This window comes from Microbacterium sp. NPDC077644 (assembly GCF_040702785.1).
Lineage (GTDB): Bacteria > Actinomycetota > Actinomycetes > Actinomycetales > Microbacteriaceae > Microbacterium.
In genome coordinates this window covers 441080-467686 of the sequence record NZ_JBFBME010000002.1, presented here as the reverse complement: position 1 = coordinate 467686, position 26607 = coordinate 441080, and the positions used below count along the sequence as shown (strand labels likewise).

The 26607-nt window shown below is 68.5% G+C and carries 26 protein-coding genes; 20 read left to right on the top strand and 6 right to left on the bottom strand.

What is annotated here, in order from left to right; all coding sequences use genetic code 11:
- The first annotated feature begins 158 nt into the window (after positions 1-158).
- On the top strand, positions 159-761 hold the full coding sequence (locus tag AB0269_RS09160; RefSeq protein ID WP_366210902.1) for a hypothetical protein: 603 nt from the start codon (positions 159-161) through the stop codon (positions 759-761).
- 115 nt (positions 762-876) lie between these two features.
- Here AB0269_RS09160 and AB0269_RS09155 read toward each other — a convergent pair whose 3' ends face one another.
- On the bottom strand, positions 877-1680 hold the full coding sequence (locus AB0269_RS09155) for a hypothetical protein (RefSeq protein ID WP_366210901.1): 804 nt from the start codon (positions 1678-1680) through the stop codon (positions 877-879).
- 90 nt (positions 1681-1770) lie between these two features.
- On the opposite strand from AB0269_RS09155, the gene AB0269_RS09150 reads away from it, so the two are divergent.
- On the top strand, positions 1771-2316 hold the full coding sequence (locus tag AB0269_RS09150; protein WP_366210900.1) for a MarR family transcriptional regulator: 546 nt from the start codon (positions 1771-1773) through the stop codon (positions 2314-2316).
- A gap of 4 nt (positions 2317-2320) precedes the next feature.
- On the opposite strand, the gene AB0269_RS09145 is transcribed toward AB0269_RS09150, so the two are convergent.
- Positions 2321-3751 carry an MFS transporter gene (locus AB0269_RS09145; protein WP_366210899.1) on the bottom strand — a complete coding sequence of 477 codons (1431 nt, stop codon included), beginning with the start codon at positions 3749-3751 and terminating at the stop codon, positions 2321-2323.
- 146 nt (positions 3752-3897) lie between these two features.
- Here AB0269_RS09145 and AB0269_RS09140 point away from each other — a divergent pair, with 146 nt between their 5' ends.
- A complete protein-coding gene (locus AB0269_RS09140) occupies positions 3898-5085 on the top strand; it encodes an MFS transporter (protein WP_366210898.1) in 1188 nt (395 codons plus the stop codon).
- Here the strand turns inward: AB0269_RS09140 and AB0269_RS09135 are convergent.
- Complete coding sequence (locus AB0269_RS09135) at positions 5082-5951, bottom strand: AraC family transcriptional regulator (protein ID WP_366210897.1); 870 nt, start codon at positions 5949-5951, stop codon at positions 5082-5084. The genes AB0269_RS09140 and AB0269_RS09135 overlap by 4 nt on opposite strands.
- Before the next feature lie 90 nt (positions 5952-6041).
- On the opposite strand from AB0269_RS09135, the gene AB0269_RS09130 reads away from it, so the two are divergent.
- Complete coding sequence (locus AB0269_RS09130; RefSeq protein ID WP_366210896.1) at positions 6042-6620, top strand: ATP-dependent endonuclease; 579 nt, start codon at positions 6042-6044, stop codon at positions 6618-6620.
- Between the two features lie 50 nt (positions 6621-6670).
- Positions 6671-7132 (top strand): DUF3817 domain-containing protein, encoded by a 462-nt coding sequence (locus AB0269_RS09125; RefSeq protein ID WP_366210895.1) that lies wholly within the window; start codon positions 6671-6673, stop codon positions 7130-7132.
- 9 nt (positions 7133-7141) lie between these two features.
- On the opposite strand, the gene AB0269_RS09120 is transcribed toward AB0269_RS09125, so the two are convergent.
- Complete coding sequence (locus tag AB0269_RS09120) at positions 7142-7765, bottom strand: hypothetical protein (RefSeq protein WP_366210894.1); 624 nt, start codon at positions 7763-7765, stop codon at positions 7142-7144.
- Between the two features lie 192 nt (positions 7766-7957).
- On the opposite strand from AB0269_RS09120, the gene dnaK reads away from it, so the two are divergent.
- The 9 genes from dnaK to AB0269_RS09075 all read left to right on the top strand — a co-directional run bounded on the left by dnaK (position 7958) and on the right by AB0269_RS09075 (position 16952).
- Complete coding sequence (gene dnaK, locus AB0269_RS09115; protein ID WP_366210893.1) at positions 7958-9820, top strand: molecular chaperone DnaK; 1863 nt, start codon at positions 7958-7960, stop codon at positions 9818-9820.
- 2 nt (positions 9821-9822) lie between these two features.
- Positions 9823-10458, top strand: a complete 636-nt coding sequence (locus AB0269_RS09110; RefSeq protein WP_366210892.1) for a nucleotide exchange factor GrpE — start codon at positions 9823-9825, stop codon at positions 10456-10458.
- A gap of 7 nt (positions 10459-10465) precedes the next feature.
- Positions 10466-11446, top strand: coding sequence for a DnaJ C-terminal domain-containing protein (locus AB0269_RS09105; protein WP_366210891.1), 981 nt, complete (start codon positions 10466-10468; stop codon positions 11444-11446).
- Between the two features lie 117 nt (positions 11447-11563).
- Positions 11564-11992 carry a MerR family transcriptional regulator gene (locus tag AB0269_RS09100; RefSeq protein ID WP_366210890.1) on the top strand — a complete coding sequence of 143 codons (429 nt, stop codon included), beginning with the start codon at positions 11564-11566 and terminating at the stop codon, positions 11990-11992.
- Between the two features lie 109 nt (positions 11993-12101).
- Positions 12102-12767 (top strand): GntR family transcriptional regulator, encoded by a 666-nt coding sequence (locus AB0269_RS09095; RefSeq protein ID WP_366210889.1) that lies wholly within the window; start codon positions 12102-12104, stop codon positions 12765-12767.
- Between the two features lie 119 nt (positions 12768-12886).
- A complete protein-coding gene (locus AB0269_RS09090; protein ID WP_366210888.1) occupies positions 12887-13852 on the top strand; it encodes a tripartite tricarboxylate transporter substrate binding protein in 966 nt (321 codons plus the stop codon).
- A 66-nt stretch (positions 13853-13918) separates the two neighbouring features.
- Entirely contained in the window at positions 13919-14446 is a 528-nt protein-coding gene (locus AB0269_RS09085; protein ID WP_366210887.1) for a tripartite tricarboxylate transporter TctB family protein, read from the top strand.
- Positions 14443-16086, top strand: coding sequence for a tripartite tricarboxylate transporter permease (locus tag AB0269_RS09080; RefSeq protein ID WP_366210886.1), 1644 nt, complete (start codon positions 14443-14445; stop codon positions 16084-16086). The genes AB0269_RS09085 and AB0269_RS09080 overlap by 4 nt, the downstream gene beginning before the upstream one ends.
- The gene (locus AB0269_RS09075; protein WP_366210885.1) at positions 16083-16952 is read left to right on the top strand and encodes a dihydrodipicolinate synthase family protein; all 870 of its coding nucleotides are present in this window, start codon (positions 16083-16085) and stop codon (positions 16950-16952) included. The genes AB0269_RS09080 and AB0269_RS09075 overlap by 4 nt, the downstream gene beginning before the upstream one ends.
- Before the next feature lie 85 nt (positions 16953-17037).
- On the opposite strand, the gene AB0269_RS09070 is transcribed toward AB0269_RS09075, so the two are convergent.
- Entirely contained in the window at positions 17038-18063 is a 1026-nt protein-coding gene (locus AB0269_RS09070) for a beta-propeller fold lactonase family protein (RefSeq protein ID WP_366210884.1), read from the bottom strand.
- A gap of 42 nt (positions 18064-18105) precedes the next feature.
- Positions 18106-19296: a Fic family protein gene (locus tag AB0269_RS09065; protein WP_366210883.1), complete on the bottom strand. Its 1191-nt coding sequence runs from the start codon at positions 19294-19296 to the stop codon at positions 18106-18108.
- A gap of 198 nt (positions 19297-19494) precedes the next feature.
- Between AB0269_RS09065 and AB0269_RS09060 the strand changes: the two genes are divergently transcribed.
- The 6 genes from AB0269_RS09060 to AB0269_RS09035 all read left to right on the top strand — a co-directional run bounded on the left by AB0269_RS09060 (position 19495) and on the right by AB0269_RS09035 (position 26598).
- A complete protein-coding gene (locus AB0269_RS09060; protein ID WP_366210882.1) occupies positions 19495-20352 on the top strand; it encodes an MBL fold metallo-hydrolase in 858 nt (285 codons plus the stop codon).
- A 42-nt stretch (positions 20353-20394) separates the two neighbouring features.
- Positions 20395-21384 carry a sugar ABC transporter substrate-binding protein gene (locus AB0269_RS09055; protein ID WP_366210881.1) on the top strand — a complete coding sequence of 330 codons (990 nt, stop codon included), beginning with the start codon at positions 20395-20397 and terminating at the stop codon, positions 21382-21384.
- Positions 21384-22955, top strand: a complete 1572-nt coding sequence (locus tag AB0269_RS09050) for a sugar ABC transporter ATP-binding protein (RefSeq protein WP_366210880.1) — start codon at positions 21384-21386, stop codon at positions 22953-22955. The genes AB0269_RS09055 and AB0269_RS09050 overlap by 1 nt, the downstream gene beginning before the upstream one ends.
- Positions 22952-23980, top strand: coding sequence for an ABC transporter permease (locus AB0269_RS09045; RefSeq protein ID WP_366210879.1), 1029 nt, complete (start codon positions 22952-22954; stop codon positions 23978-23980). Before AB0269_RS09050 ends, AB0269_RS09045 begins: the two co-directional genes overlap by 4 nt.
- Before the next feature lie 46 nt (positions 23981-24026).
- Positions 24027-25007, top strand: a complete 981-nt coding sequence (locus AB0269_RS09040; protein WP_366210878.1) for a LacI family DNA-binding transcriptional regulator — start codon at positions 24027-24029, stop codon at positions 25005-25007.
- Between the two features lie 106 nt (positions 25008-25113).
- Positions 25114-26598: an FGGY family carbohydrate kinase gene (locus tag AB0269_RS09035; RefSeq protein WP_366210877.1), complete on the top strand. Its 1485-nt coding sequence runs from the start codon at positions 25114-25116 to the stop codon at positions 26596-26598.
- Positions 26599-26607 lie beyond the last annotated feature (9 nt).

Genomic DNA, 26607 nt, shown 5'->3' with positions numbered 1-26607 from the left:
CATCGATGAAAGGGTGGGAGGTGCAATCATGTCGACCGAGGAGAACGGATGCTGCGGCGGAATTCCCTGCTGCTGAACGAACACGGGCCCCCGGCCATCCCGGGGGCCCGGCCACTCCACCGGGTGACTCGGGCGCGCCGCGCCCGTAGGATCGAGGCGTGACCGGCGACGAAACCGAGAACGTTCCAGACCCGACGACGGATGCCGCGGCAGGGGCTCCCTCCGCGGACGCAGCCCCTGCGGCCGCGGAGCCGCCCGCGCCACCGGCGGCATCCGGCGCCGTGGATCCTTACGCCGTCCCGGCGCCCGAGACCGTCGCCACCCCCGACGCGGAAGCGGCCATCGAGGATTTCGAAGTCCCGCCGCCGCCGGAGTTCGAGGCGGCGCCGCCTCCTCCTCCTATCCCGGATCCCGTCATCCCTCCGTCATCGACGGAGGATGCCGAACCGGCGGATCCGGATGCTGCCCCAGGACTGCGCAGGCGCCGCACCTGGGCGCCGAACGACACATGGACGACGGCGTCGTCCCACAAGCACGAGGGCGTGCTGCCGACCGCGGCCGAGAAGGCTCAGTCGCGGGCGGCCGCGTCCCGGGCGGCGACCGAGCGTGATGAGGCGACCCGGAACGACGTCCCCAGTCCGGCCGCGGGCGGAACAGAGGGCAACAGCTATCGCGGCTGGACTGTCGCGATCTACGGCGGCCTCGCGGTGCTGTTCCTCGGCGCGATCGGCCTCATGGCCTTCCTCGGCCTCGGCGGTTGACCGGGACTGACCGCGTCCGGGTCCGCGCCCGCGTCCGGTCGCCAGCGACGAAAAGAAGGGTTTCCGGGCCGGCGATGCGCCGTGAGCCCCGAAACCCTTCTTTCGTGGAGCGGATTCAGCGGTCGTCGCGACCGCGGCTGAACCCGGCGTCGAAGCCGCGCTCGTAGGCGCCCTGCACGAACCGTGCGACGCGCGCGCGGCCCTGGCCGTGGCCCTTGTGGCCGTGACCGTGCGGGCCGTGACCCGGGTGTGTGCGGCGGCCGTGCTCGGCGTCGTGCGCGAACGCGTGCTCGCCGTGGCGGCACTCGTCGTGTCCGTCGAAGCCGTGTCCGTCGAAGCCGTGCTCGCCGTGAGCGTGCTCGGCATCGCGCGGTCCGAAACCGGGACCGAACCCGCGGCCGAAGCCGCGTCGGAATCCGCGCGGACCGAAAGCGGGACCGAAACCAGGTCCGAAGCCGGGCCCGAACCCACGGCGCCCGTGGCGGTGTCCGCGGTCACGTCCGCGCCCACGGGGCAACGGGGTGTTCTCGTCCCAGCCGAACGCGCGAGCGATCTGCTCGAGCGTGGCAAGGGTGGTGGCGAGGTCCTCAGCGGGAACCGCGTCGCTGACCTTCGTCCGGATGCCGTCGACGATCGCGCCGAGGCGCTCCTTGGCGTCGCGGCCCTCGTCGGTGAGGTTCCAGGTGCCTTCAGCATCCGTCACCCAGCCGAGCTCGAGGAGCCGGCCCATCTTGTGCGCCGGGATCGGCTGACTGTCGGAGACGGTCCCGTCGATGCGATTCAGCATCCGCCAGTCGCGACGGGTGACGCCGAACGACTCGAAGGCGGTGGCGAACTCGGCCGCCATGAGACGGTCGACCGCCTTCAGCCAGTAGCCGAACGGACGAGGGTTCTGTTCATTGTTCTCAGTGGTGTTCATGGGGGGGAATCCTTTGCTTGTAACTGTGCATGTATATGTAGTGTGACATGCAATGTGAATGCATGTCAAGTCGCATGTAAAATCACAGATGTGAGCACCGAGAACCCGGACCCTGCCGAAGCCATCGCGCACGCCCTCTCGCGCCTGCGGGGACGCCGATCCTTCGGCCCGCGCGGACGCGGCCACGGCGGTCCGTTCGGCGAACACGGCCCGCACGCCCACGACCACGGACACCCTCATGGTCATCACGCTGCACCGCCGTTCGCCGGGCCGCCGTGGGGCGCCCCCGGCGGGCGCATGGGCGGCGGCCCGGCGCTGTTCCGGATGCTGGATGCTCTGGCCACGGCAGCCGATCCGCTCAGCGTCAGCGAACTCGGCGAGGCGATCGGCGTCGATCAGCCGCGTGCCTCGCGCCTCGTGCAGCAGGGCGTGCAGCGAGGACTCGTGCAGCGCGAAGCCGACCCCGAAGACGCGCGCCGCACCCGCATCGCGCTGACCGACGACGGACGCCGCATCGCCAAGGGCATGCGCGGCGAACGCCGTCAGCTGCTGAGCAAGGCCCTCGAGTCGTTCACCGACGCGGAGAAGGCAGAGCTCGCCCGACTGCTCGGCAAGCTCGCCGACAACTGGGACTGAGGGCTCAGACCCCGACGTCCTTCGGGAACCGCACGAACAGCAGCAGCACCAGGCCGATGAGCAGGATCAGGCCGATTCCGAGCACTCCGTAGACGATCCCGCCGAACCACATCAGGAACAGCGACCAGGCGAGCGGCGAGAGGAACGACGCCACGCGCCCCGTCGTCGCGTACAGTCCGAATATCTCGCCCTGCTGGCTCGGCGGCGTCAGACGCGTGAGCAGACTGCGGCTGGCCGCCTGCGTCGGTCCGACGAATGCGCACAGCAGCAGGCCGCAGATCCAGAACACGATCGTTCCGAGATCCTTGAGCGCGTAGACGACGAAGGCCATGGCGACGAGGCCCGAGAGGGCGATGACGATGAGGCGACGCGGCCCGATCCTGTCGTCGAGGCGCCCGGCGAGCAGCGTCGAGACGCCGGCGACGAGGTTCGCGGCGAGGCCGAAGACGATGACCTCGAGGAACGAGAAGCCGAACCCCTGCGCTGCGAGCACGGCGCCGAAGGCGAACACCCCGGCCAGGCCGTCGCGGTAGACGGCCGCGGACAGCATGAACCAGAACGTCGAGCGGTTGGTGCGGAACAGCTTCGCGATGTTCTGCCCCAGCACGACGTAGGAGCGGAAGAATCCGACCTTCTGCGAGGGGCCGTAGGCGGGCGATTCCGGTACGTTGCGGAACATCGGGATCGAGAAGGCGATCGTCCACACCGCGCAGATGACGGCGACGAGCTTGAAGGCCAGCGGTTCGTTCTGTCCGATGATGAACAGCACCGGGATGCAGACGATCAGAGCCACGACGCCGCCGATGTACCCGAGCCCCCAGCCGAGCCCCGAGATGCGCCCGACGTTCTTCGGTGTCGAGACCTCGGAGAGCATCGCGTAGTAGCTGACGTTGCCGATCTCGCTGACCACCGCGGCGATCGCGACCGCGAAGGCGCCGACCCAGAAGTAGGCGGGGTTCGCATCGATGAAGAACAGGGCGAACTGCAGCAGCGCGACGCCGATCGTCGCGCCGATGACCCACTTCTTCTTGTTGCCGCGGGCGTCCGCCTGCTGGCCGAGCACCGGCGCGAGCACGAGGATCACGATGCCGGCGGCGAAGTTCGCCCAGCCCCACCATGCCGACAGGTCGGTGAGCCCGCGGCAGTAGTCCGAGCCGATGTACTCGGCCTGGTTGCAGTTCATGTAGCTGCCGCCTGGGAGCAGTCCCGAGGCGCGCACATCCTCGTCCAGGAACATCCGCGATGTCAGATACAGCGCGATCCAGACGAAGGTCAGGATGACGGTGTTGAACGGCTGCATCGCCCAGTCCCACATCGCCCACGAGACGACCTGCTTGCGCGTGGCCTGCGGCGCGCCCTCGTGCTCGCGACCGAAGGCGGTCATCGCGGCCGTCGTGATCGGCGTCTCTGCCGGTCCTGCCTGCTCATCGCTCATGCTCGAAGTCTGGCGGGGGCCGGTGAACAGAGGGTAGCGGCGCGCCGACGCGGTCGGAGCCGGGTAGGGCTCCGCGCCGGACGATCGGTCGGATGCCGCGGACGGGCGGTCGGGCGCGGCATCCGACCCCGTGCGAGCGTGGAACCATGACAACGACAGCGCCCATCCCCGTCGCGAAGGCTACCCCAGCCGAGCGCATCCGATACGGCGCGCTCGTCGTCGTGATGCTGCTGAGCTTCCTGCTCGTCACCGCCGAATTCCTGCCCAACGGCATGCTGACCGAGATGGCCGACGGGCTCGGCGTGACCCCGGGGCAGGCGGGGCAGACGGTCACCGTGACCGCGCTCGTCGGACTCATCGTCGCGCCGACGGTGGGCATCGTCTTCCCGCGGTTGGACCGCCGCGCGCTTCTCGTGTGGATGGCACTCGCCGCCGCGGCATCCAACCTCATCGTCGCGATCGCGCCGAACCTCGTGCTCGTGCTCATCGCACGCTTCCTGCTCGGGGCGGCACTGAGCACCTTCTGGTCGATGTCGATCACCGTCGCCGTGCGCATCGCCGGGCCGGAGCGGCTCGGGCGAGCCGTGATGTTCACCTCGGCCGGGACGTCGCTCGCCACCGTCGCGGGCGTTCCCGTGGGGGTGATGCTCAGCGAGGCTCTGGACTGGCGTGCCGTGTTCGCGCTCGCCGGGATCGTGACCGGGCTGCTGGCGGTCGCACTGCGCACGATGCTGCCGCCGGTCCCTGCGGCGCAGGTGTCCAGCCTGCGGCTGCTCGCCGACACGATGCGCCGGCCCGGAGTCGGCCTCGGCCTCGCCGGGCATGTGCTCGTCGTGCTCGGGCACTTCCTCGCCTACACCTACATCCGACTCGCCCTCGAGCGGATGCCGGACGTCGACGCCGGCACGATCGTCATGCTGCTCGCCCTGTTCGGCATCGGCGGCCTCGTCGGCAACCTCACGATCGGGCTGATCGTCGACCGGTCGTTCCGCCTCTTCGCCGTGCTCGCGCCGGCCGTCATCGCCGCGACCGTCCTCGCGACGATCCTTCTGTCCGGATCGATCCCGGGCGTCGGGATCGCGGTCTTCGTGTGGGGCTTCTTCTTCGCCTCCTGGCTGCTCGTGGTGAACACCTGGGTCGGGCACCGGATGCCGGACCGCCTCGAAGCCGGGGGCAGTCTCGTCGTCGTCGGGTTCCAGGCCGCGATCATGGTCGCAGCCGGGGTCGGCGGCATCCTCGTCGATGAGATCGGGGTCGAGCCGTCGTACATTCTCGGAGCGGCTGCGCTCGTGGCGGGTGCGGCGCTGTTCGGAGCGTCGAACAGGACGCGTTAGGCGGGCACGAGGTCGCCGCGGCGAGCCGTCCGCCAGGCGGACGGCGTCTGCCCGGTGGCCCGTCGGAACGCCCGGCTGAACCCTTCGTCGGAGCCGTAGCCGAGGCTGCGCGAGATCTCCGAGACCGAGGCGCCGGCATCGAGCATCCCCTTCGCCGACTCGATGCGCACCTCGGTCACGAAGCTCGCCGGCGAACGGCCGACGGCGGCGTGGAACCGCTCGGCGAAGACGGAGCGCGACAGTGCCGCCACGGATGCCATCTGCCCGACGGTCCACTCCCGACCCGGCTCCTCGTGCACGGCTTCGACCACACGGTCCAGGAAGAGGTCGCCGGTGCGCGAGGGCCAGCCCAGCGGCGCGCATCCGATCGTCGTCCAGGCGCGGATCACGGACTGCAGGAGAGTCGTGGCCATCATGCGGCAGATCACGAGGTCGCCGTCGCGCAGCGGGCAGTCGTCGTCGGGGTTCCCGCCGAGGTGGCCGGCGAGGGCGGCCGCGGCGGGTTCGAGCTCGTCGAACCGGTGGATCCACGCGACGTCGGGGAGGAGCGCCCGCACATGCCCGGCCTGCCGGGTCAGGATCAGCCGCGAGACCAGCACCTCGGAGCCGGCCTGAATGCGCAGGGGGAGGGCGGGCCCGCCGGAGACGAGAAGGGCGTCGCCGGTCGCCAGCACATCGGGATGCGCGCCTCCGCTCGGGAGCCGCACCGTGCCGGCGGTCACGTACACGACCGAGACGGCGTCGGGCTCGAACGCGATCACCTCGTCGACGGATGCCTCGATCCGCCGCTGCGATCGGACGCTGACGGCGAGATCGCCGAGCAGTCGCTCGAGGGCGTCGCCGTGCGCGGCGGTCGGATCCGGCATTGCGACAAGGCTCATGCAATGGGGGAACCGGCGCGCGCCGACCGGTATTCCGGTGAGGGGCGGTCGGGGCCTGAGCACTAGAGTCGACCCATGTCTGCCGAGGGTGCCGGGTCGCACCATCACGGGTCGCGGACCGTCGTGCTGTTCGAGGGTCGAAGCGACATCGCGGCGTTCCAGGCCGTCGCGCGGCGCCACGGCGCGAGCCTGGCGGGACTCGATCTCGTCGAGCTCGGCGGCATCACGAACCTCCGGCGGGAGCTCTCGGCGAGGTGGAGCCCTCCGGACCGTATGCTCGGGCTCTACGACGCCGCTGAGGAGCACTACGTCGAAGGAGTGCTCCGCGATGTGGGGATGCTCGAGGCCGGCGATCCGCGGAGCATCGGATTCTTCGGGTGCGATCGCGATCTCGAGGACGAGGTGATCCGCGCGGCAGGACCCGACCTCGTGCTCGCCGCACTCGAGGCCCGCGACGAGCTCGCCCGCTTCCGCGTCTTCCAGGAGCAGCCCGCGCAGCGCGGGCGCCCGATCACGGATCAGCTGCACCGCTTCGCAGGGACGGCGGCGGGCCGCAAGACCCGCTTCGCCGCCGACGTCGTGGAAGCGATCCCCCTCGAGCGGATGCCGCGTCCGCTCGAGGGGCTGCTCGAGGCCGCGCTGCACCCGAGATGAGGGCTCGCTTCGCGTACGGTTGACGAAGACCCTGACGCCCGAGGAGCGCGATGTTCAGAACCCCCGCCCGCCTGTACCGTGTGCTCGCGATCGCCGAGGCGATCACGTGGACTCTGCTGATCTCGGCGCTCATCGCCCGTGCTGTCGGGGCTCCGGGGATCGTGGTGACGATCGCCGGTGGCATCCACGGGTTCGTGTTCCTCTCCTACGGAGCGACGGCGGTCCTCGTCGCGCTCAACCAGCGGTGGTCGGTGGGCGTCGGCGTCGCCGCGGTCGTCAGCGCGATCGTGCCCTACGCGACCATCCCGATGGAGATCTGGCTGCACCGCACACGTCGCCTGCTGGGCGGCTGGCGACTCGAGGAGACCGACCACCCGCGGGATCGGGCCTGGTACGACCTCTGGATGCGCCGGCTCCTGAACCGGCCGTGGGTTCTCGCCGTCCTCGTCGTCGTCGCGATCGTCGCGCTGTTCGTGATCCTGCTGATCATCGGGCCTCCAGGCGGGAAGTGACCCGGCGGCTCACTCGATGGAGATCGCCGTCTTCGACAGCACATCGCGGGCAACCTCCTCGAGGTTCCCTGAGTCGCACTCGACCGTGACGATCACGGAGTAGTCGGCGGAGGCGAATGCTCTGACGGCGATGAGGTAGCCCGCATCGTTGACGCTGTAGGTGAATTGGCGGTGATCGACCACCGCATCCGGATCCTCGTATCGGGGGAAGGCTCCGTCGTTGAGAAGGGGCTCGAGGCTGGCGGGGTCCCAACCGGTCGTGGCTGCGATCACAGCGTCCGATGCTTCTCGATCGGTCATCGTTCCGGCATCCCCGAGCGGACCCTTCCGGAACGCGGCTGCACACGTGTCGTCGACGCGTTCGTAGCTCCAGCGGCCCGGCGCTTCGGAAGGCACCTCCTTCCAGTCCGGATCGGACCCCAGCGCGTCGCCCATCGTGATCGTCGTGTCGGGATGCAGCGACGCCCCGCTCGCGAAGCTCATGTCGGTCGGCTCCGTCGGCGCGACCTCGCCGGATGCTGTCGTCGGCGCTGCGTCCGCCGCAGGATCGGATGGTGGGGATGCCGCACATCCGCTCACGCCGATGAGAGCGGCGACGAGCACGAAAACGTGCAGGGAGCGTTGAGCGTTCATGGCCAGTGAGCCTAGGGACCTCGTGAAGGGCGCGATCCGGCCTGTGGATAACCGCCACCCAAAGTTGAGCCAATTCATATCAAGTTCATTTGACATCGTTCTCGACCTGGGCGTATGGTTGAGCCATCGCGACTCAGGTTTCTGAATCGCCCTGAACTTCACCTACCTACTTCCGACCAGAAGGAGAATCGCATGGCACGTGCTGTTGGAATCGACCTCGGAACGACGAACTCCGTCGTCAGCGTCCTCGAGGGTGGCGAGCCGAAGGTCATCGCCAACGCCGAGGGCTTCCGCACGACCCCGTCGGTGGTCGCATTCACCAAGGACGGCGAGGTGCTCGTCGGCGAGACCGCCAAGCGCCAGGCCGTCACCAACGTCGACCGCACCGTTGCATCCGTCAAGCGCCACATGGGCACCGACTGGAGCTTCGACGTCGACGGCAAGAAGTGGACGCCGCAGGAGATCTCCGCGCGCATCCTCATGAAGCTCAAGCGCGACGCCGAGTCGTACCTCGGCGACACGGTGACGGATGCCGTCATCACCGTCCCCGCGTACTTCAACGACGCCGAGCGCCAGGCCACCAAGGAGGCCGGTGAGATCTCGGGCCTGAACGTCCTGCGCATCATCAACGAGCCCACCGCCGCGGCCCTCGCCTACGGCCTCGACAAGGGCAAGGAGGACGAGCTCATCCTCGTCTTTGACCTCGGTGGTGGAACGTTCGACGTCTCGCTGCTCGAAGTGGGCAAGGACGACGACTTCTCGACGATCCAGGTCCGTGCGACCGCCGGTGACAACCGCCTCGGCGGCGACGACTGGGACCAGCGCCTCGTCGACCACCTCATCAAGCAGTTCAAGGAGACCAGCGGCGTCGACGTCTCGGGCGACAAGATCGCCCTGCAGCGCCTGAAGGAGGCCGCTGAGCAGGCCAAGAAGGAGCTCTCCTCCTCGACCAGCACCTCCATCAACCTGCCGTACCTGTCGCTGACCGAGTCGGGCCCGGTGTCGCTGTCCGAGACGATCACCCGCGCGAAGTTCGAGGACCTCACCAAGGACCTCCTCGACCGCACGAAGAAGCCGTTCGAAGACGTCATCCGCGAGGCGAACGTCAAGGTCTCCGACATCGACCACGTGGTCCTCGTCGGCGGCTCGACCCGTATGCCGGCCGTCGCCGAGCTCGTCAAGCGCGAGACCGGCAAGGAGGCCAACAAGGGCGTGAACCCGGACGAGGTCGTCGCCGTCGGCGCCGCACTCCAGGCCGGTGTCCTCAAGGGCGAGCGCAAGGACGTCCTCCTCATCGATGTCACCCCGCTCTCGCTCGGCATCGAGACCAAGGGCGGCCGGATGACGAAGCTCATCGAGCGCAACACCGCCATCCCGACCAAGCGCAGCGAGACCTTCACCACGGCCGACGACAACCAGCCGTCGGTGGCGATCCAGGTCTTCCAGGGCGAGCGCGAGTTCACCCGGGACAACAAGCCGCTCGGCACCTTCGAGCTCACCGGCATCGCGCCGGCTCCCCGCGGTCTGCCGCAGATCGAGGTCACGTTCGACATCGACGCGAACGGCATCGTGCACGTGTCCGCCAAGGACAAGGGCACCGGCAAGGAGCAGTCGATGACCATCACCGGCGGCTCGTCGCTGTCGAAGGACGACATCGAGCGCATGGTGCGCGAGGCCGAGGAGAACGCGGCCGAGGACAAGAAGCGCGCCGAGGCCCTCGAGCAGCGCAACCAGGCCGAGACCCTGTCGTACTCGATCGAGAAGCTGATCAAGGAGAACGAGGACAAGCTCCCCGCTGAGGTCAAGGACGAGGTCCAGGCCGACGTCGACGCTCTGAAGACGGCTCTGGCCGGCGATGACGACGACGCGGTCAAGACCGCGCTCGACAAGCTGAACGAGTCGCAGAGCAAGCTCGGCGAGGCGATCTACGCGCAGTCGCAGGCGGATGCCGCGGCCGGCGCATCCGCTGAGGGCGAGGCTCCTGCGGGCGACGCATCCTCCGACGAGGATGTCGTCGACGCCGAGGTCATCGACGACGAGGACGAGAAGAAGTAACCATGACGGACAAGAACTTCGAAGAAGTTCCTGAGGACGAGGGGTCGGATGCTGCGGCATCCGGCCCCGCGCCGCAGGAGAACCCGGATGCCGGGCAGAAACCGGACTCCGCCGAGGCGAAGGCTGCCGAGGGATCGGATGACGACCTCACGGTCGACGACATCCTGAACGCGGAGCAGACAGATGAGGCAGCAGCCTCTGACGACGCCTCGCTCGCTGATGCCGAGAATGCGCTGCTGACCGACCTCAAGCGTCTGCAGGCCGAGTACGCCAACTACCGTCGGCGCACCGAGGAGCAGCGTCACATCGAGATCGCGCGCGCCAAGGGCGAGGCGGCCAAGGGGCTGCTCCCCGTGCTCGACGACCTCGACCGCGCCGCCCAGCACGGCGATCTCGTGGAGGGCACGCCGTTCTTCGTGATCGGCGAGAAGGTCCGTGCGGTGGTCGAGCGCCTGGGGGTCGTCTCCTACGGTGCGGCGGGCGAGGAGTTCGACCCTCAGCACCACGAAGCGATCTTCCAGCAGCCCACCCCGGGTGCTGAGAAGTCGACGATCCTCGAGGTCGTCGAGGTGGGCTACCGCTTGGGCGATGTCGAACTGCGTCCCGCGAAGGTCGTCGTCGCCGTCCCTGCAGAGTAGGTGATCGATGGCCAGTCAGGATTGGTTCGACAAGGACTTCTACAAGACGCTCGGCGTCGCCAAAGACGTCAGTGACGCGGACCTGAAGAAGACGTACCGCAAGCTGGCGCGCAAGTATCACCCCGACTCCAATCAGGGGGATGCCGCGGCAGAGGCGAAGTTCAAGGAGATCAGCGAGGCGTACGCGGTGCTCTCCGATCCGGAGCAGCGTGCGGAGTACGACGAGATCCGAGCCATGGGCTCGGGCGCACGCTTCACCGCCGGGGGCGCCGGCGCGGGCGGCTTCGAGGACGTCTTCAGCCGGTTCGGCCAGGGGAGCAGGCAGAGCGCCGACTTCGAGGACATCTTCGCGATGTTCAATCAGGGCCAGGGCGGTTCGTTCGGCTCCGGCCGTTTCGGGCAGCCGAGCGGCGGTTTCCGCGGGTTCGGCGGCCCGCAGAAGGGCGCCGACGTCACCGCGCGCACGACGCTCGACTTCGCCACGGCCGTGCAGGGCGAGACGATCACCCTGCAGGGCGAAGACGGCAAGCCGTTCAAGGTGAAGATCCCGGCAGGAGTGAAGGACGGGCAGAAGATCCGGCTGCGCGGCCGGGGGCGTCCATCGCCCGACGGCGGCGAGAGCGGCGACATCGTCGTGTCGATCACCGTGCGCCCGCACCCGGTATTCACCCGTGATGGCCTGAACCTGCGCCTGACAGTGCCGGTGAAGTTCACCGAGGCGACCCTGGGCGCCACGATCGAGGTGCCGACGCTCGGCGGCGACGTGGTCAAGCTCCGCGTCGCACCGGGGACACCCTCGGGGCGCGTGCTGCGCGTCAAGGGGCGCGGCGTGAAGAGCTCGAAGGGCACCGGCGACCTGCTCGCCGAGCTTCAGGTCGCCGTGCCGGCGCACCTCGACGATGCCGCGCGTTCCGCGCTGCTCGCCTTCAAGGAGGCCGAGCCGAAGGAGAACCCGCGCGCCGAGTTGATGGCGAAGGCCCGGGGCTGATGATGAACAACGTGTCCGAGGTCAGGAGACTTGCCCGGAATCAGGACGTTTCCGCACGAATCGTCCTGATCCCGGCGCATCTCCTGATCCGGGGCTCGGCGCGAGAAGGTGATCGCGATGGTCGAGGATGAGGACGCCCCCGTCTTCGCGATCGCCGTCGCGGCCGAGCTCGCGGGCATGCACCCGCAGACGCTGCGACAGTACGACCGGATCGGCCTCGTCGTCCCCGGTCGTACGCGCGGAGGATCCCGTCGATACTCGGCACACAACATCGAACAGCTCCGCGAGGTGGCGCGCCTCTCCGGCGAGGGCATGAGCCTGCCGGCGATCGCGCGGCTGCTCGATCTCGAGGACGAGGTGCGGATGCTGCGCCGCCGCGTGGTCGAGCTCGAGGGCGCGCTGCGCGCCGAGCGGCAGAACCGCCCCGGCGTGCGCGTCTTCGCCGCCGGTGCGACCGGGGTCGTCCCCGTGACCGGCGGCCGCCGCATCCGCCGTTCCACGGAAGTCGTGCTCTGGCGCCCCGCGCCGCGCGCCGACGAGGACTGACCGAAACAGGTCCTGTCAGCTGATACAGGCCGTGCCACGACCCGTCTCGGGTGGTCGGACCTGTTTCGACGAGCCGTGTATTCTGTTGACAGTCGACAGGGAGGTCACGGTGACCCAGACAGTGAAGCGCGGCGAGTCTCTCGGCGCTCAGATCGCGCGCGTGCTGCGGCACCGGATCGTCCGTGGAGAGCTCGCGCCGGGTGAGCGCATCACCGAGGAGGCGCTCGCCGACGAGTTCGCCGTCAGTCGCGGTCCCGTGCGCGATGCCCTGACCCAGCTGAGCTTCGAGAAGCTCGTCGAGGTGCAGCGCCCGCGCGGCGTCTACATCGTCGGACTCAGCCGAGACGACGTCGATCAGCTCTACAGCCTGCGTGGCGCACTCGAGCAGCTCGCCCTCTCGCGGGCCATGCGCGTGGAGGATCCAGCGCGCTGGACCGCCATGGCTGCGGCGGTGGGCCGCATGGGAGAAGCGGCGGATGCCGGAGATCACGCCGCTTTCGTGGCGGCCGACCTCGACTTCCACTCCCAGATCTACGCCCTCGCCGACCATCCGCGCCTGGAGGGCGCCTGGAGTCAGTACCTGCCGACCTTCGCGGCGCTGCTCGAGGTCACGATCAACCACGACGAGGATCTGCACGAGTCCTCCGGAGATCACGTCAAACTCATGGATGTCATGCGCAGCGGCAGTGCCGAACAGGCCGCGAAGGTGCTCACCGACCATCTCGACGGCGCCCGCGATCGGATGCTCAGCGAGCTCGAGCAGCGCCGGTCCTGAGCGGTCATCCGCCGCGATCGACAACTGCGTGTTGACTGTTAACAGTCAACATTGCTAGCATGACGATGCCGCTCAGGTCCCTGCCTGCGCGACCCACCTGCACTCAACGAGGAGCGAAGATGACTACCCAGCGCCTGAAGCGCGTGCTCACCGCAGCCGCAGTCTTCACCACCGCAGCTATCGTGCTGTCCGGCTGCACCAAGGTCGAGGAGGGCGACGCCGCCTCGAGCTTCCCCGAGAAGGACATCCGGCTGATCATCCAGGCCAACCCCGGCGGCGGATCCGACCTGTCGTCGCGAGCGCTCGCCACCGAGCTCGAGGGCATCCTCGACGTCAGCGTCATCCCCGAGAACATGCCGGGCGCCGCCGGCGCTCTCGCGATGGAGTACGTCGCCGAGCAGGACCCCGACGGCTACGTGATCGGCTTCGGCCCGGTCGAGATCGCGATGCTCAACACGACGCAGGACGCGAACGTCCTGCCCGAGAACTTCGACCTGCTCGGTCAGATCATGCTGGCGCCCGGCGTCATCACGGTCTCGGCATCCAGCGACATCGAGACCCTCGAGGACCTCGTCGAGCAGTCCAAGACGGCTCCCATCACGGTGGCCAACTCCGGTGCCGGCTCCATCTGGGAGGCGGCGAGCATCGCCCTCGGTCAGGAGACCGGCGGCCAGGTGACCCCCGTCCCGTACGACGGCGGCGCTCCCGCTGTCGCGGCCGCGGCATCCGGCGAGACGGTCGCAGCCGTCTCGGGTCTCGGCGAGGCGCTCTCGCAGGGCAGCGCGGTGCGCATCCTCGCCGTCATGAACGACGAGCGCCACCCTGACGCACCCGACGTGCCCACGGTCGAAGAGGCCATCGGCGCCGACGTCGTGTTCGGCGGCTGGGGCGGCATCTACGCACCCGCAGGCCTGCCCGACGACGTGCACGCGACGCTCGAGGCCGCGATCAAGGAAGCCGTCGAGTCCGACACCTACACGAAGTTCCAGGAGGACGCCGGAAACCTCGTCGTCTACCGCGACTCGGCCGAGTTCACCACGTTCGTCGAGGATCAGTTCGCCCTGTTCCAGGACCTGCTGGGCTGACACCGGTGTGGCCGGCCCGGCCGGCCCCACCACCCGACCGGTACCGACCACCGTCCGAGGAAGCACATGTCGACGTCAGAAGTCGCCGAGAGCGACGAGTATCAGGGGGCGAAGCCCTCACGTCCCCTAGAGATCGCGTTCGCGGCCGCCGCCCTCGCGTTCACCGCCGGATACCTGGCCCTGTCGACGCAGATCGACCTGCGTCGTGAAGCGGCACCCGGGCAGATCGACGCACGTTTCTGGCCGATGGTCCTCGGCGTCGCGGGTGTCGCCGTCGCCGTCATCCTGCTCGCGATCGCGATCACGCGCCCGGCCCCGGGCCGCGAGGACATCGAGCGGATGCAGGGCGACGGGGTCATCCGCGTCGGCGCCACGCTCGTGATCACGGGGGCGTTCATCTCCCTGTGGTCGCTGGGCTCGGTCATCCTGTTCGGCTACCGCATCGAGCTGTTCCCGATCGCGACGGCCCTGCTCATGGCCGCGCTCATGCTCCTGTACGGGCACCGGCGCTGGCTGAGCCTCATCATCTACACCGTGTCCGTGACGGCCTTCGTCTACGTCGTCTTCGGCATGCTCCTGAGGATCCCGCTATGACTCCGCTGCTGGAGGGGCTGAACTCGCTCCTCGACGTCTCGATGCTGCTCTACATGGGAGTCGGGCTCGTACTCGGCTTCATGGTCGGAGCGTTCCCCGGCATCACCGCGACCATGGCCGTCGCACTCGCCGCAGGTTTCACGATGACGCTCGAGCCCGTCCAGGGTCTCGCCGTGCTGCTGACGATCTACGTCGCCGCGAACTTCGGCGATCGCGTGCCGTCGATCCTCATCAACACGCCGGGCACCCCGGCATCCATCGCCACCACCCTCGACGGCTACCCGATGGCCAAGCAGGGGCGCGCAGGGCTCGCGCTCACGATGTCCGCGATCGTCTCGGCGATCGGCATCCTCGCCTCCCTCGTGCTGTTCTCGGTCGCGGCCGTGCCGATCGCGAGCTTCGCCCGCGACTACTTCAAGTCACCCGAGCTGTTCGCACTGGTCGTCTTCGGCATCGCGATCATGATCGGGATCTCGTCGAAGTCGATGCTCAAGGGCATCCTCGCCGGACTCTTCGGGCTCATGCTCGGAACGGTCGGCACGTACGCCGCGACCGCGGACAAGCGCTTCACCTTCGGCGTGCTCGAGCTCGTCGAAGGCGTGAACTTCATCGCCGTGATCATCGGTCTCTTCGGCATCGCCGAGCTCTTCGACCAGCTGCTCACCTACCGCAAGAGCACCGTCCGGCCCATCTCGAGCCTCGGCCGCTGGTGGCCGAACCGCTCGGAGCTCAAGCAGAGCGGGCGCGCGACGGCCGTCGGCGGCGTCGTCGGGCTCGGCGTGGGTCTCATCCCCGCCGCCGGCGGCGACATCGCCGGCCTCATCGGATGGGAACGGGCACGGAAGGCGTCGAAGAAGCCCGAGGACTTCGGCAAGGGCTCGATCGAGGGCGTCGCGGCATCCGACTCGGCATCCAGCGCGACCCTGGGTGGATCGCTCACGACCACGATGGCGCTCGGCATCCCCGGCGACTCGGTCATGGCCGTGATGATCGGCTCGATGATCATCTGGGGCATCACCCCCGGGCCGACCCTCTTCACGGAGCGCCCCGACCTCGTCGTGTCGATCGTGGGCATCATGCTCGTCGCGACCCTGCTGTCGCTCGGCCTCAGCCTCGTGCGCATGAAGGGCATGGTCAAGCTGCTCGACGTTCCGCAGCCGTACCTGTGGAGCGGCATCCTGATCTTCTGCATCATCGGCACGTACGCCACCTCGAACAGCCTCTCGACCGTCGTGACCATGCTCGTCTTCGGCGTCATCGGTGTGCTGCTCAAGCGCATGCAGGTTCCGGCCGGGCCGGTCGTGCTCGGGCTCCTGCTCGGTCCGCTCGCCGAGGAGAACCTCGCCCGGACCCTGGCGATCCTGCCGACGCGTCCGTTCTTCGAGGTCGTCAGCCCCATCGCGATCGTCCTGCTCGTGCTCGCGGTGCTCTCGATCGTCATGCCGGCGATCCGCGCGGCACGCAAGCCCCGCGCCGAGCGGGCGTCGTTCGCCGACTCGGTGCTCGACACCGAGAGCATCACGCAGATCTCGAAGGCGCACGACGAGCTCGCCGCGAACCCCGATCTGCTCACCTCGACGGTGCGCAGCGTCGGCAAGAAGAACGTCGCCAAGAAGAAGAACTCCAAGGAGAAGAAGTGACCCGTTACGACATCCTCACCGCGATCCCCACCGCGTTCCACCGCGACGGGAGCCTCGACGTGGACGGGTCGCGCGCGATCTTCCGGTTCGTGGGGGAGTCGGGCAACGAGGGCGCCTTCGTGCTGGGCACGACGGGGGAGTTCCCCTCGGTGGATGCGGATGAGTTCACCGCCCTGGTCGGAGCGGCGCTCGAGGAACTCGCCGACAAGATGCGCGTGATCGTGCACGTCGGCCAGCCGAGCGCCTTCGAGGCCGTGCGCCTCGTCGGCATCGCGAAGGGGCTCGGTGCGACCGAGTTCGCAGCGCTCACCCCGTACTACCTGCCTTCGAGCGACGACGCGGTCTTCGACTACTTCCACGCCGTGTCGGATGCCGTCGGCGACGGGCGTCTGTACGTGTACATCTACCCGGCGCGCAGCGGCAACCCGGTCTCGCCCGAGCTGCTCGTGCGCCTCGCGCAGCTGCCGAACATCGTCGGAGCGAAGATCAGCGAGCTGTCACTCGAAGAGATCGCCGCGTACCGCGCGGTCGTCCCGGCGGATTTCGACCTCTACACCGGGGCCGACCGCGACCTCATCGCCGCCGTCGAGGTCGGCGCTCAGGGTGTGGTGTCCGGCGTCTCGTCCGTGACGCCGAAGCCGTTCCGCGCACTGGCGGACGCCGGGCGTTCGGGCGATGCCGATGCGATCGCCGCGGCGCAGTCGGGTGTCAACGAGGTCGTCTCGCTCATCGGGGGCGACATGGCCCGGATGAAGGAGGCGTACCGGGTTCTCGGCGTCACCGACGCGCACTGCCGCATGGCGATCGCCGAGCCGACGGATGCCGAGCGCGAGGCCGTCGCGCAGATCGTGGCCAAGCACCGCTGAGGCCACCTCTACCTGCCGAGAACGCAGAAACCGCCCTTCCGTTCGCGCGGGAAGGGCGGTTTCTGCGTTCTCGAACGGGCGCGGGTCAGACGAAGCGGACCCAGTTCGCGCCACGACCGGTCTCCTCCCGCTGCAGCAGCTCGAGCTCGTCGCCGTGCACGGCGTAGAGCGACACGGTGGTCGACTTCTCGCCCGCGGCGACGAGATACGCGCCGTCGGTGCTGATCGCGAACCCGCGCGGCTGCGTCTCGGTGACGGTGAACCATTGCGGGGCCGACACCGTTCCGTCGGCGGCGACCGCCACCGCTCCCAGAGTGCTCTCTGTGCGCTCGGAGCACCAGAGGTGGCTGCCGCCAGAGGCGAGGTGCAGGTCGGCGCCCCAGATGTAGTGGTTCTCGAGCGGGTCGGCGCCGAACTCGCTGTGGCCGAGACCCTTCGTCGTGTCGTAGGCAGTCGTCTGACCCTGCAGGGCGAGGTGACCGGTGGTCGTGTCTCGGCGGTAGTGCAGCACTTCCCCGGAGAACTCGGTGAATACGTAGACCGCATCCTGCGCATCGTTCAGTACGAGGTGGCGCGGTCCGCTGCCGGCCGGGGCCGCCACCGTCTCCTGGGCGAACGGGGTGAGCCGCGCCGACTCGTCCCGGGCGTATTGCGCGATGAGGTCGTCGCCGAGCGAGACGAAGTAGGCGAAGCGGCCGTCGGCGCTCGGCAGCACCGAGTGCAGGTTGGCGAACTCGATCTTCGAGACGGGCTCGCTCACCACGCCGTCGTCGACGGTGCAACTGATGCCGTAGCCGCCGCCGTATGAGGCGCCGAGGATGCCGGCGCCGCCAGACGTGAGCGCGAGGTAGTTCATGCCGCCGCCGGGCAGATCGCGCCGCGACTGCGGGGTCAGCACGCCGCTTTCTCGGCCGAGCGAGAGAGTGACGATGCCCGCCGGCGAGCCCTTCACCGCCGCGTAGACGAGGTCGCGATCGACGTCGACGGCGAAGTTCGAGCATCCTGTGAGCCCGTCCGTGACGGCAAGACGCTCGAGCCGGTCGGCATGAAGACGGAATGTGCTGAGCGAGCCGTCACCGGCGTTGGCGACGAGAACGAGAGGGTCGGTCATGTCTCGATGGTAGGGCGTTCGTGCCCCCGGGGCGGCACGGAATCAGCGGTGACGACGCGCCCGCTCGGCGAGCGCATCGAGGGCATCGAGCACGTCGTGCGCGACCCAGGTGCGGTTGCGCCTGCCCGCCCCGACCTGACTGAGGATGCCGTCGGCGACGAGCCGGTCGATCGCCAGCAGTGCATTCGGGGCACTCACACCAAGGTATGACACCGCGATGCGGGAGGTGAGAGCCGGCTGCCGGATGAGCAGATCGAGCAGGCGTCGGGCCGCGGATCCCTGCCGCGCGGTTACCTGCGCCCGCCATGATTCCTGGACGGCGTCGAGGTCGTCCATGAGAACGCGGGAGGTCGCAACGGCGGTGTGCGCGGCCTGCGCCATGGTGTCGACGACGTCGGCGATGTGTCCGGCCCGGTAGCGGGTGAGGGCATCGAAGTATCCCGCGGTGTCTTGCAGGAGTCCCGCCGAGACGGGGAGCACGACCGAGCGGGTGATGTCGGACCGGCGCAGCATGGCCTGCAACAGGGCACGACCGGTGCGGCCGTTCACTTCGAGGAACGGATGGATGGTCTCGTACTGGGCGTGCGCGATGGCGATCTGCGGGAGGGGCGGGATGTCGCGCCGCTTCATGAATGCGACGAGGTCGGCCATGAGGTCGGGAACCCGTGATTCGTGGGGAGGGACGAACGACGCGCGCTGCGGGCCGCGCGAGCCTCCGCCGATCCAGATCTGCTGACTGCGCCACCGTCCGCGTCGGTCGGGCCGGGTGGACGCCATGAGCGTGCGCTGGATGTGAACGATCGCGTCTTCGTCGAGCGAACCGGCAAGACTCAGTGCGGTCTGGTCGGCCTTCACATGCGCCATGATCTGCACGGCGTGCGGCTCGATCGACTCGTCGATGTCGGCGAGCATGATCGCGAGAGCCGGCGCCGTCACGCGCTCGATCGCCGAACTCGCCGCGCACTCGGCGCGCAACAGCAACGGCCCGAGCGAATTGGCGTGCCGGCTGAGTTCGGCGTCGAGCCGGATGAGTTCGCTCGTCGCGTCGTGCGCGCGGCTGAGGGTGTCGGCGTCGAGCGTTACCGGCAGATCGGCGATGAACGGAGGAAGCGACGCGCGATAGGGGCCCGACGCCGCCAGATGCGGGCTGAATGAGTCGCGCACGTCCGCGGCGGGGCTCCAGTGGCGCTCTTCGTAGGAGACCGCCCTCCATGCTCCGTCGCTCACCGCCATACGTTCAGACTACTGGTCTGGATCAGTGGACAAACGATAATAAGCCCCCTCTTGGCATTGGCTTCTCGCAATTTCGAGTGCACGTCCCGTCGTGCATTCGGTAGGCCCTCAAACGCGTGTTGCGGGCTTTGCTCCGAACGTCGACGCGTCCCTAGAGTCGGCTGAGAGGCCGAGGCGGACCGCCGGGAAGAGGGAACAATGACGTCATACTCCATGTGGATGCTGGAGTACTCGCACTGCCTGGAACATCCGGTCGGATGCATCTTCTACGGCACGTGGGACGGGTCGACTCGAAAGTTCGCGTACTCCTACGTGTACATCGAAGGCAACGGCCACCGGATCCTGGTCGATGTCGGTCATGACAACCGCGGTTCGAACCGTGCGTACAACGATGAGAACGACATCGTCGACTTCCAGCCGCCGGACGTGGTGCTCGCGAAGGTGGGGGTCAAGCCCGAGCAGATCGACACCATCATCCTCACGCACGCGCACTACGACCACGCCGGCGCGGCGCGCTACTTCCCCAACGCCACCTTCTATCTGCAGCGAATTGAACTCGAGAGCTCGCGCTGGGCGCTGGAGAACGCACATCTGTACGCCTCGATCATCGGCGCCCTTGATCCGGAAGACGTGCGCATGCTGGAAGAGATGGCCGACAGCGGCCGGCTGCGGCTGCTCGACGGCCCGGTCGAGAACCTCTTCCCCGGCCTGCACATCCGCACCGCCCTGGACACCCACACCATGGGCGGCCAATACGTCGTCGTCGAAGACGGCAGCGACAACTGGGTCGTCACCGGCGACGCGCTCTACTCGTACGAGAACGCTGAGGGGATCGGAGGGTCAGGCGTCCCCGTCAACATCGGATTCGGCGGTGGCAGCGGATGGCGGGGCCTGCAGATCATCGACGAGATGTCGCGCACGGCCGGTGACACCGACCGCCTCGTCATCGTGCATGAGTACGACACCTTCCGGCGGCATCCCTCCCGCACCTATGACGACCGTCTCTCGGTCGCCGAGTTGATCCTCGCCCCCGGCGAGTCCTCCCGCATCGACTGACGCCGCCCAACCAAGTCCCACCCGAGAAAAAGGATGAACACCATGTGGAAGAACAGAGTGGTTCTCGCAGCCGCGGTCCTCTGCGCCGCGACCATCGCCGCATCCGGCTGCAGCGTGCCCGAGAGTGCACCGGCCGACACCGGCAGCACTCAGGCCAGTGAGAGCACGTTGCTGGGGATCGTCACCATCAGTGCGACCGACGCGAACAACGCCCGAGTGATCGAGGGCGCCACCGAGGCGGCCGAAGCAGCCGGTTGGACCGTGCAGGTCGTCGACGCCGCGGGCAACGCCGATCAGGCGAACACGGCGATCCAGAACTTCGTCAACAAGGACGCCGGGATGATCTTCAATCTCGTGTTCCCCGCCACTTCCCTCGGCGCAGGTCTGAACGCCGCCTCGCAGGCGAACATCCCGGTCGCGACCTGGGGCGGCGGCCCCGGTGACGGCATCGTGGTCGTCGCCGGTGACGGCGCTCCGTTCGCGGAGCCCGCTACTCAGGCGCTCATCGATGCGCTCGACGGCGAGGGCGAGGTGCTGGCGCTGACGTACCGCACCGGTCAGGTCTGCCGCGACCGCGAAGCGCTCTTCGACGAGATGATGGCCGAGCAGGCGCCGGATGTGAACATCACGAAGAATGAGGTCAACATTCCCGGATTCCTGCAGGACGGCGCGCGTTACGCCAACGCCTGGCTCGCGGCGAACCCCGCGAACAGCGGCAACCTCGCCGTCTGGGGATGCTGGGAGGACCCGACCCTCGGCGCGATCTCATCGATCAAGCAGCAGGGCCGCACCGACGTGCTCACCTACGGCATCAACGGCTCGAGCACGGCGATCAAGGCCGTCCAGGACGGCGAGCTCACCGCCACCGTCTTCGAGGACGCTCGCGCCGAGGGCGCGAAGATGTTCCAGGAGACGCTCGCGGCCATCGAATCGGGCGACTTCGCCTCGCGCACCGCCGACGTTCCCGGCATCCTCGTCACCGCCGACACCATCGACTCGTTCCTCGACGAGCACCCCGAGGCGCTGGACTGATGCGGAGCACGTTTCCTCCGCGGGAGCACACCACGACCTCCCGACCCGGCGACACGGATGTGCTCGTCGCGGTCCGGGGGATCAGCAAGAACTTCGGGGGCGTGCATGCGCTGCGCGCGGTGGATTTCGAGATCCGCCGGGGCGTCGTGCACGGGCTCGTCGGCGCGAACGGCGCGGGCAAGTCCACGCTCATCAAGTGCCTGGCGGGGATCGAGTATCCTGATGAGGGCGAGATCGTCATCGACGGCGAGGTGCGCGAGATCGCGGCGCCCGGTGACGCCACCGAACTGGGAATGGCGTTCATCCATCAGGAGATGAGCCTCATCCCCGGGTGGAGCGTGCTGCGCAACATGATGCTCGGCCAGAACCCGCCTACCCGCCTGGGCGTCATCGACTGGCGTCCGGCTCGCGTCCGGGCGCGCGAGGTGGCGAAACGGCTGGGGATGCACTTCGGCCTCAACACGAACGTCGACGACCTCAGCCCCGCCGACCAGTGGCTGGTACTGATCGGGCGGGCGCTCATGCGCGACGCGCGGCTGATCGCGATGGACGAGCCCACCGCCTCGCTGTCGTCCGAAGAGGCAGGGCGGCTGCACACGATCATCCGAGAGCTCGCTTCGTCGGGCACAGCCGTGATCTTCGTCTCGCATCGCCTGGATGAGGTCAGCGACCTGTGCGAGGACGTCACGGTGTTCCGCGACGGCGAGGTCGTGGAGCGACGCGTCGCCGAGAAGGTGCACAAGGCGGAGCTCGTTCGAGCGATCGTCGGGCGCGACATGGAGATCGCCGTCGAGGGCCGCGAGCCCGCCGAGCACGGCCGGGCGGTGCTGGTGGTCGACGACGTACACGATGGGCGGCGCGTGCACGGCGTGTCGCTCACCGTGCATGCGGGTGAGGTATTGGGGATCGGAGGTCTCGTCGGCGCCGGGCGCACCGAGCTCGCCGCGCTCATCTACGGGGCGCACAAGCGCACCGCAGGGACGATCACCCTCGATGGGCGCGCGGTCGAGTTCCGCGAACCCGCCGACTCCGTGCGGGCCGGAATCGGCCTCGTACCGGAGGAGCGCCGCAGCGAGGGGCTGTTCCTCGAACGCTCGATCGACTTCAACATCAACGTGTCCGCGTTCGGCTCGCTGCGTCTTTCGCGGATTCTGCCGCTGCTGCGGCTGCGTGAGGGGCGCAAGCGCGCGCGTGAGCTGGCCTCGGCCGTCACGGTGAAAGCGCGCGACGTGGCAGATCCCGTCGGCTCACTGTCCGGCGGGAATCAGCAGAAGGTCGCGATCGCACGGTGGCTCGTCGACCCGCCACGGCTGCTCATCCTCGACGAGCCGTCGCGCGGTGTCGATGTCGGCGCGCGCGCCGAGGTGCACCGGGTGATCCGTGAGCTCGCAGCCGCCGGCACGGCGGTGCTGACGATCTCGTCGGACAACGAAGAACTGGTCGCGCTGTGCGACCGCGTGGTGGTCATGGCCGAGGGCCGCATCACAGGAGCACTGCGCGGACGCGAGATCAAGGAAGACCGCATCCTGGGGCTCAGCTTCGAGCGCCATGACGGAAAGGAATGGGAATGAACGCGTCCACCATGGACCCGAGTACGGCGATCCCGCCGGGGAGCGCCGAGGCGATCCGACCCCGCGGACGCGTGGGCAACACCGCACTGCTGATCGTGTCGAAGTACGGCACGCTCATCGCGATGGCGATCATGATCGCGATCTTCGCGTTCGCCGTGCCCAACGGTGCGTTCTTCACGCCCAACAACCTGTTGAGCATCGTGAACCAGTCGGCGCTGACGGCCATCATCGCGTGCGGCCTGACGATGGTGCTCGTCGTCGGCGAGTTCGACCTCAGCGTCGGCTATGCGGCGAGTCTTGCAGGCGTGCTCGTCACCGGGATCATCGCCAATCAGGGCCTTCCGATCGTAGTCGCGGTGGTCGTGACGATGATGATAGGCGGAGGAATCGGTGCCGCGAACGGGCTGCTTGTCACGAAAGCCCGTGTGAACGCGGTCGTGGCGACACTCGGGGTGGGCACGATCCTCACGGGCCTCGCCTTCGGGTACACGGCCGGGTCTCCGATCACGCAGCTGCCCGAGGAATTCACCTGGATCACGCTCGCCCGCTTCCTCGGCATCCAGAATCCGATCTGGTTCATGCTCATCGTCGTCGCGGTGCTGTGGGTCGTGCTCAATCGCACCGCGACGGGGCAGCGGATCCAGGCGGTGGGGGCGAACCCGAAGGCCGCACGTCTCGCGGGCATCCGGGTGGACAGGGCGAAGATCACCGCCTTCGTGATCGCCGGCGTGTGCGCAGCGCTCACGGGTGTGCTGCTCGCATCGATCCTCGGAAGCGGCACGGTCAGTGCCGCCGACGGCTACCTCATGGATTCGTTCGCCGCGGTGTTCCTCGGCTCCGCCACTCTGCGCGACGGTGAGTTCCACATCCTCGGCACGCTTGTCGGCGTGCTCGTGGTGAGCGTCGGTTTCAACGGACTCGCGCTGCTGGGCACTCCGACGTTCTGGCAGTACGTCTTCAAGGGCGGCATCCTTGTGCTCGCCGTCGCGCTGTCGACGATCGCGCGAAGGTACGCGCGAAGATAGCCGCCACCCCCGGCGACGTCGTTGAAATCGGTTACAGTGAGGTTTCATGGCCACGATCCACGACGTCGCCGCGCGCGCGCGGGTGTCTGCCGCGACCGTTTCGCGCGTCTTCAACGGCACCAGCGTCTCGCAGGAGAAGACGGATGCCGTGCGTAAGGCCGCCGCAGAACTGCAGTTCACCCCGAACCGCGCCGCGCGCACGCTGCGCCGGCAGAGCTCGGAGGTCATCGGATTGGTGATCCCCGACATCGAGAATCCGTATTTCACGGAGATGGCTCGAGGGGTGGAGGACGTGGCCTCCGAGGCAGGGTACTCGGTCGTGCTGTGCAACTCCGATGCGCAGCTCGAGAAAGAGGCGACGTACCTGCAGATCGCGATCTCGGAGCACATGTCGGGCGTCATCATCGCGACAGCATCCGAGCAGTCTGATCTCGCGCCGATCCTCGCGACCGGCAGGCCGGTCGTGGCTGTCGACCGCGGCACCCGGTACGACATCGACGGGGTGGTGATGGCGAACCGTGCCGCGGGAGCATCGGCCACGGACGACCTGATCCGGGCCGGCTACCGGCGCATCGCCTACATCGGCGGCCCCGCGCACATCGATACGGCGGCCGAGCGGGCCGGCGGGTGGCGGGATGCCCTTGCCGCTGCCGGCCGTGAGCCGGATGCCGAGCTGCAGCGGTTCTCAACGTTCGGGGTGGACGGTGGACGGCAGGCGATGGAGGAGCTGCTCGCCCTGCCCGAGCCTCCGGACGCGGTCGTCGCCGGCAACAACCTCATCGGCATCGGGGCGATCCAGGTGCTCACCGAACACGATCTGACCCCGCCATCCGTCGGCGTCGCGGTGATCGGCTCCCTGCCGTTCACGACGCTGTCGCCGAGCGCGGTGACGGTCGTGCGCCTCAATGCCCGCCACATGGGCGTGACGGCGGCGAATATGCTGCTCGACCGCATTCGGGGCGATGTGCAGCCGCCGCGCACGGCGATGCTGCGCAGCGAAGTGCAGTCCGCGCGCATCCCGCGCTGACTGCTCGGCCATCCGTCACAGCCGCATCCGGTTGCGGCATGAAATCGATTTCGCGTACAGTGGCGAACGTACGGTGACGAAGAGGACAAGACCCAGGAGGAACGCCATGCGATGCACGCTGGGCGTCGACGTCGGCACGTCGAGCACGAAGGGCGTTCTCGTCACCGAGGACGGCCGGATCGTGGCGTCCGCCACCCGTGCGCACGAGGTCGACCGGCCGCACACCGGCTGGGTCGAGATGGACGCCCGCATCTGGTGGGACGAATTCGTCTCGATCGCCGCCGGACTGCTCGCCAGCGCCGCCGACGCAGAGATCACCGCCGTCGGGGTGAGCGGCATGGGACCCTGCGTGCTCCTTGCCGACGAAGACGACGAGCCGGTGCGCCCGGCGATCCTCTACGGCGTCGACACGCGATCCGGTGCGCAGATCGCGCGGATGAACGACGAGCTCGGCCTCGATGAGATCACCCGCGTCGGCGGATCGGCCCTCACCTCGCAGGCCGGTGGCGCGAAGATCGCCTGGGTCGCCGACGAAGAGCCGGAAGCCTTCGCCAGAGCCGCGCGCTTCTTCATGCCGGCGTCATGGCTCGCGCGCCACCTGACCGGTGCATATGTGCTCGACCACCAGTCGGCGAGCCAGACCTCACCCCTTTACGACATCGAGAACGACGCCTGGTACGACCCGTGGTGGCAGCGATACGCCGGCACCATCGAGCAGCCCCGCCTCACCTGGGCGGGCGAGATCGCCGGCGCCGTCACCGACGCCGCCGCTGCACTCACCGGCATCCCGCCCGGAACCCCGGTGATCACGGGGACGATCGACGCGTGGACCGAGGCCGTCAGTGTCGGCGCGCACGAGGTCGGCGATCTCATGCTGATGTACGGCACGACCATGTTCCTCGTCGCCACGGGGAAGGAGACGCTCCGCACCCCGTCGATGTGGACGACCGCGGGTGCTTTCCCCGGCACTCGCAACCTCGCGGGCGGGCTGTCGACGTCGGGCGCGCTCACGGCCTGGCTGAAGGATCTCACCGACGCCGACTACCCGCAGCTGCTCGCCGAGGCCGAGGCAGCCGGTCCCGGGGCTGGCGGCCTGCTCATGCTGCCGTACTTCGCCGGCGAGCGCACGCCCATCCAAGATCCGGATGCCCGCGGCGTCATCGCCGGGCTCACCCTGCAGCACACGCGCGGCGACCTCTACCGCGCCGCCCTCGAGGCGACGGCGCTCGGCGTGCGCCACAACGTCGAGACGATGCACGCCGCCGGTGCGGACATCCGCCGGATCGTCGCGGTCGGCGGCGGCACGCAGGGGCGGCTGTGGATGCAGGTCGTCTCCGACGTCACCGGTCTCGTCCAGGAGGTCCCGGCGACCACGATCGGCGCCAGCTACGGCGCGGCGTTCCTCGCGGCATCCGCCGTCGCCCCAGACGGCAAGGCGCCCGTCATCACCGACTGGAACCCGATCGCCGACACCATCACCCCCGAACCCGACCTCGCCGACTTTTACGACGCTCTCTTCGACCGCTACGTGCGGCTGTACAAGTCGTCGAAGGACGTCGTCCACGAACTGGCCGCGCAGCAGCGCGCCTGACCCCCACGG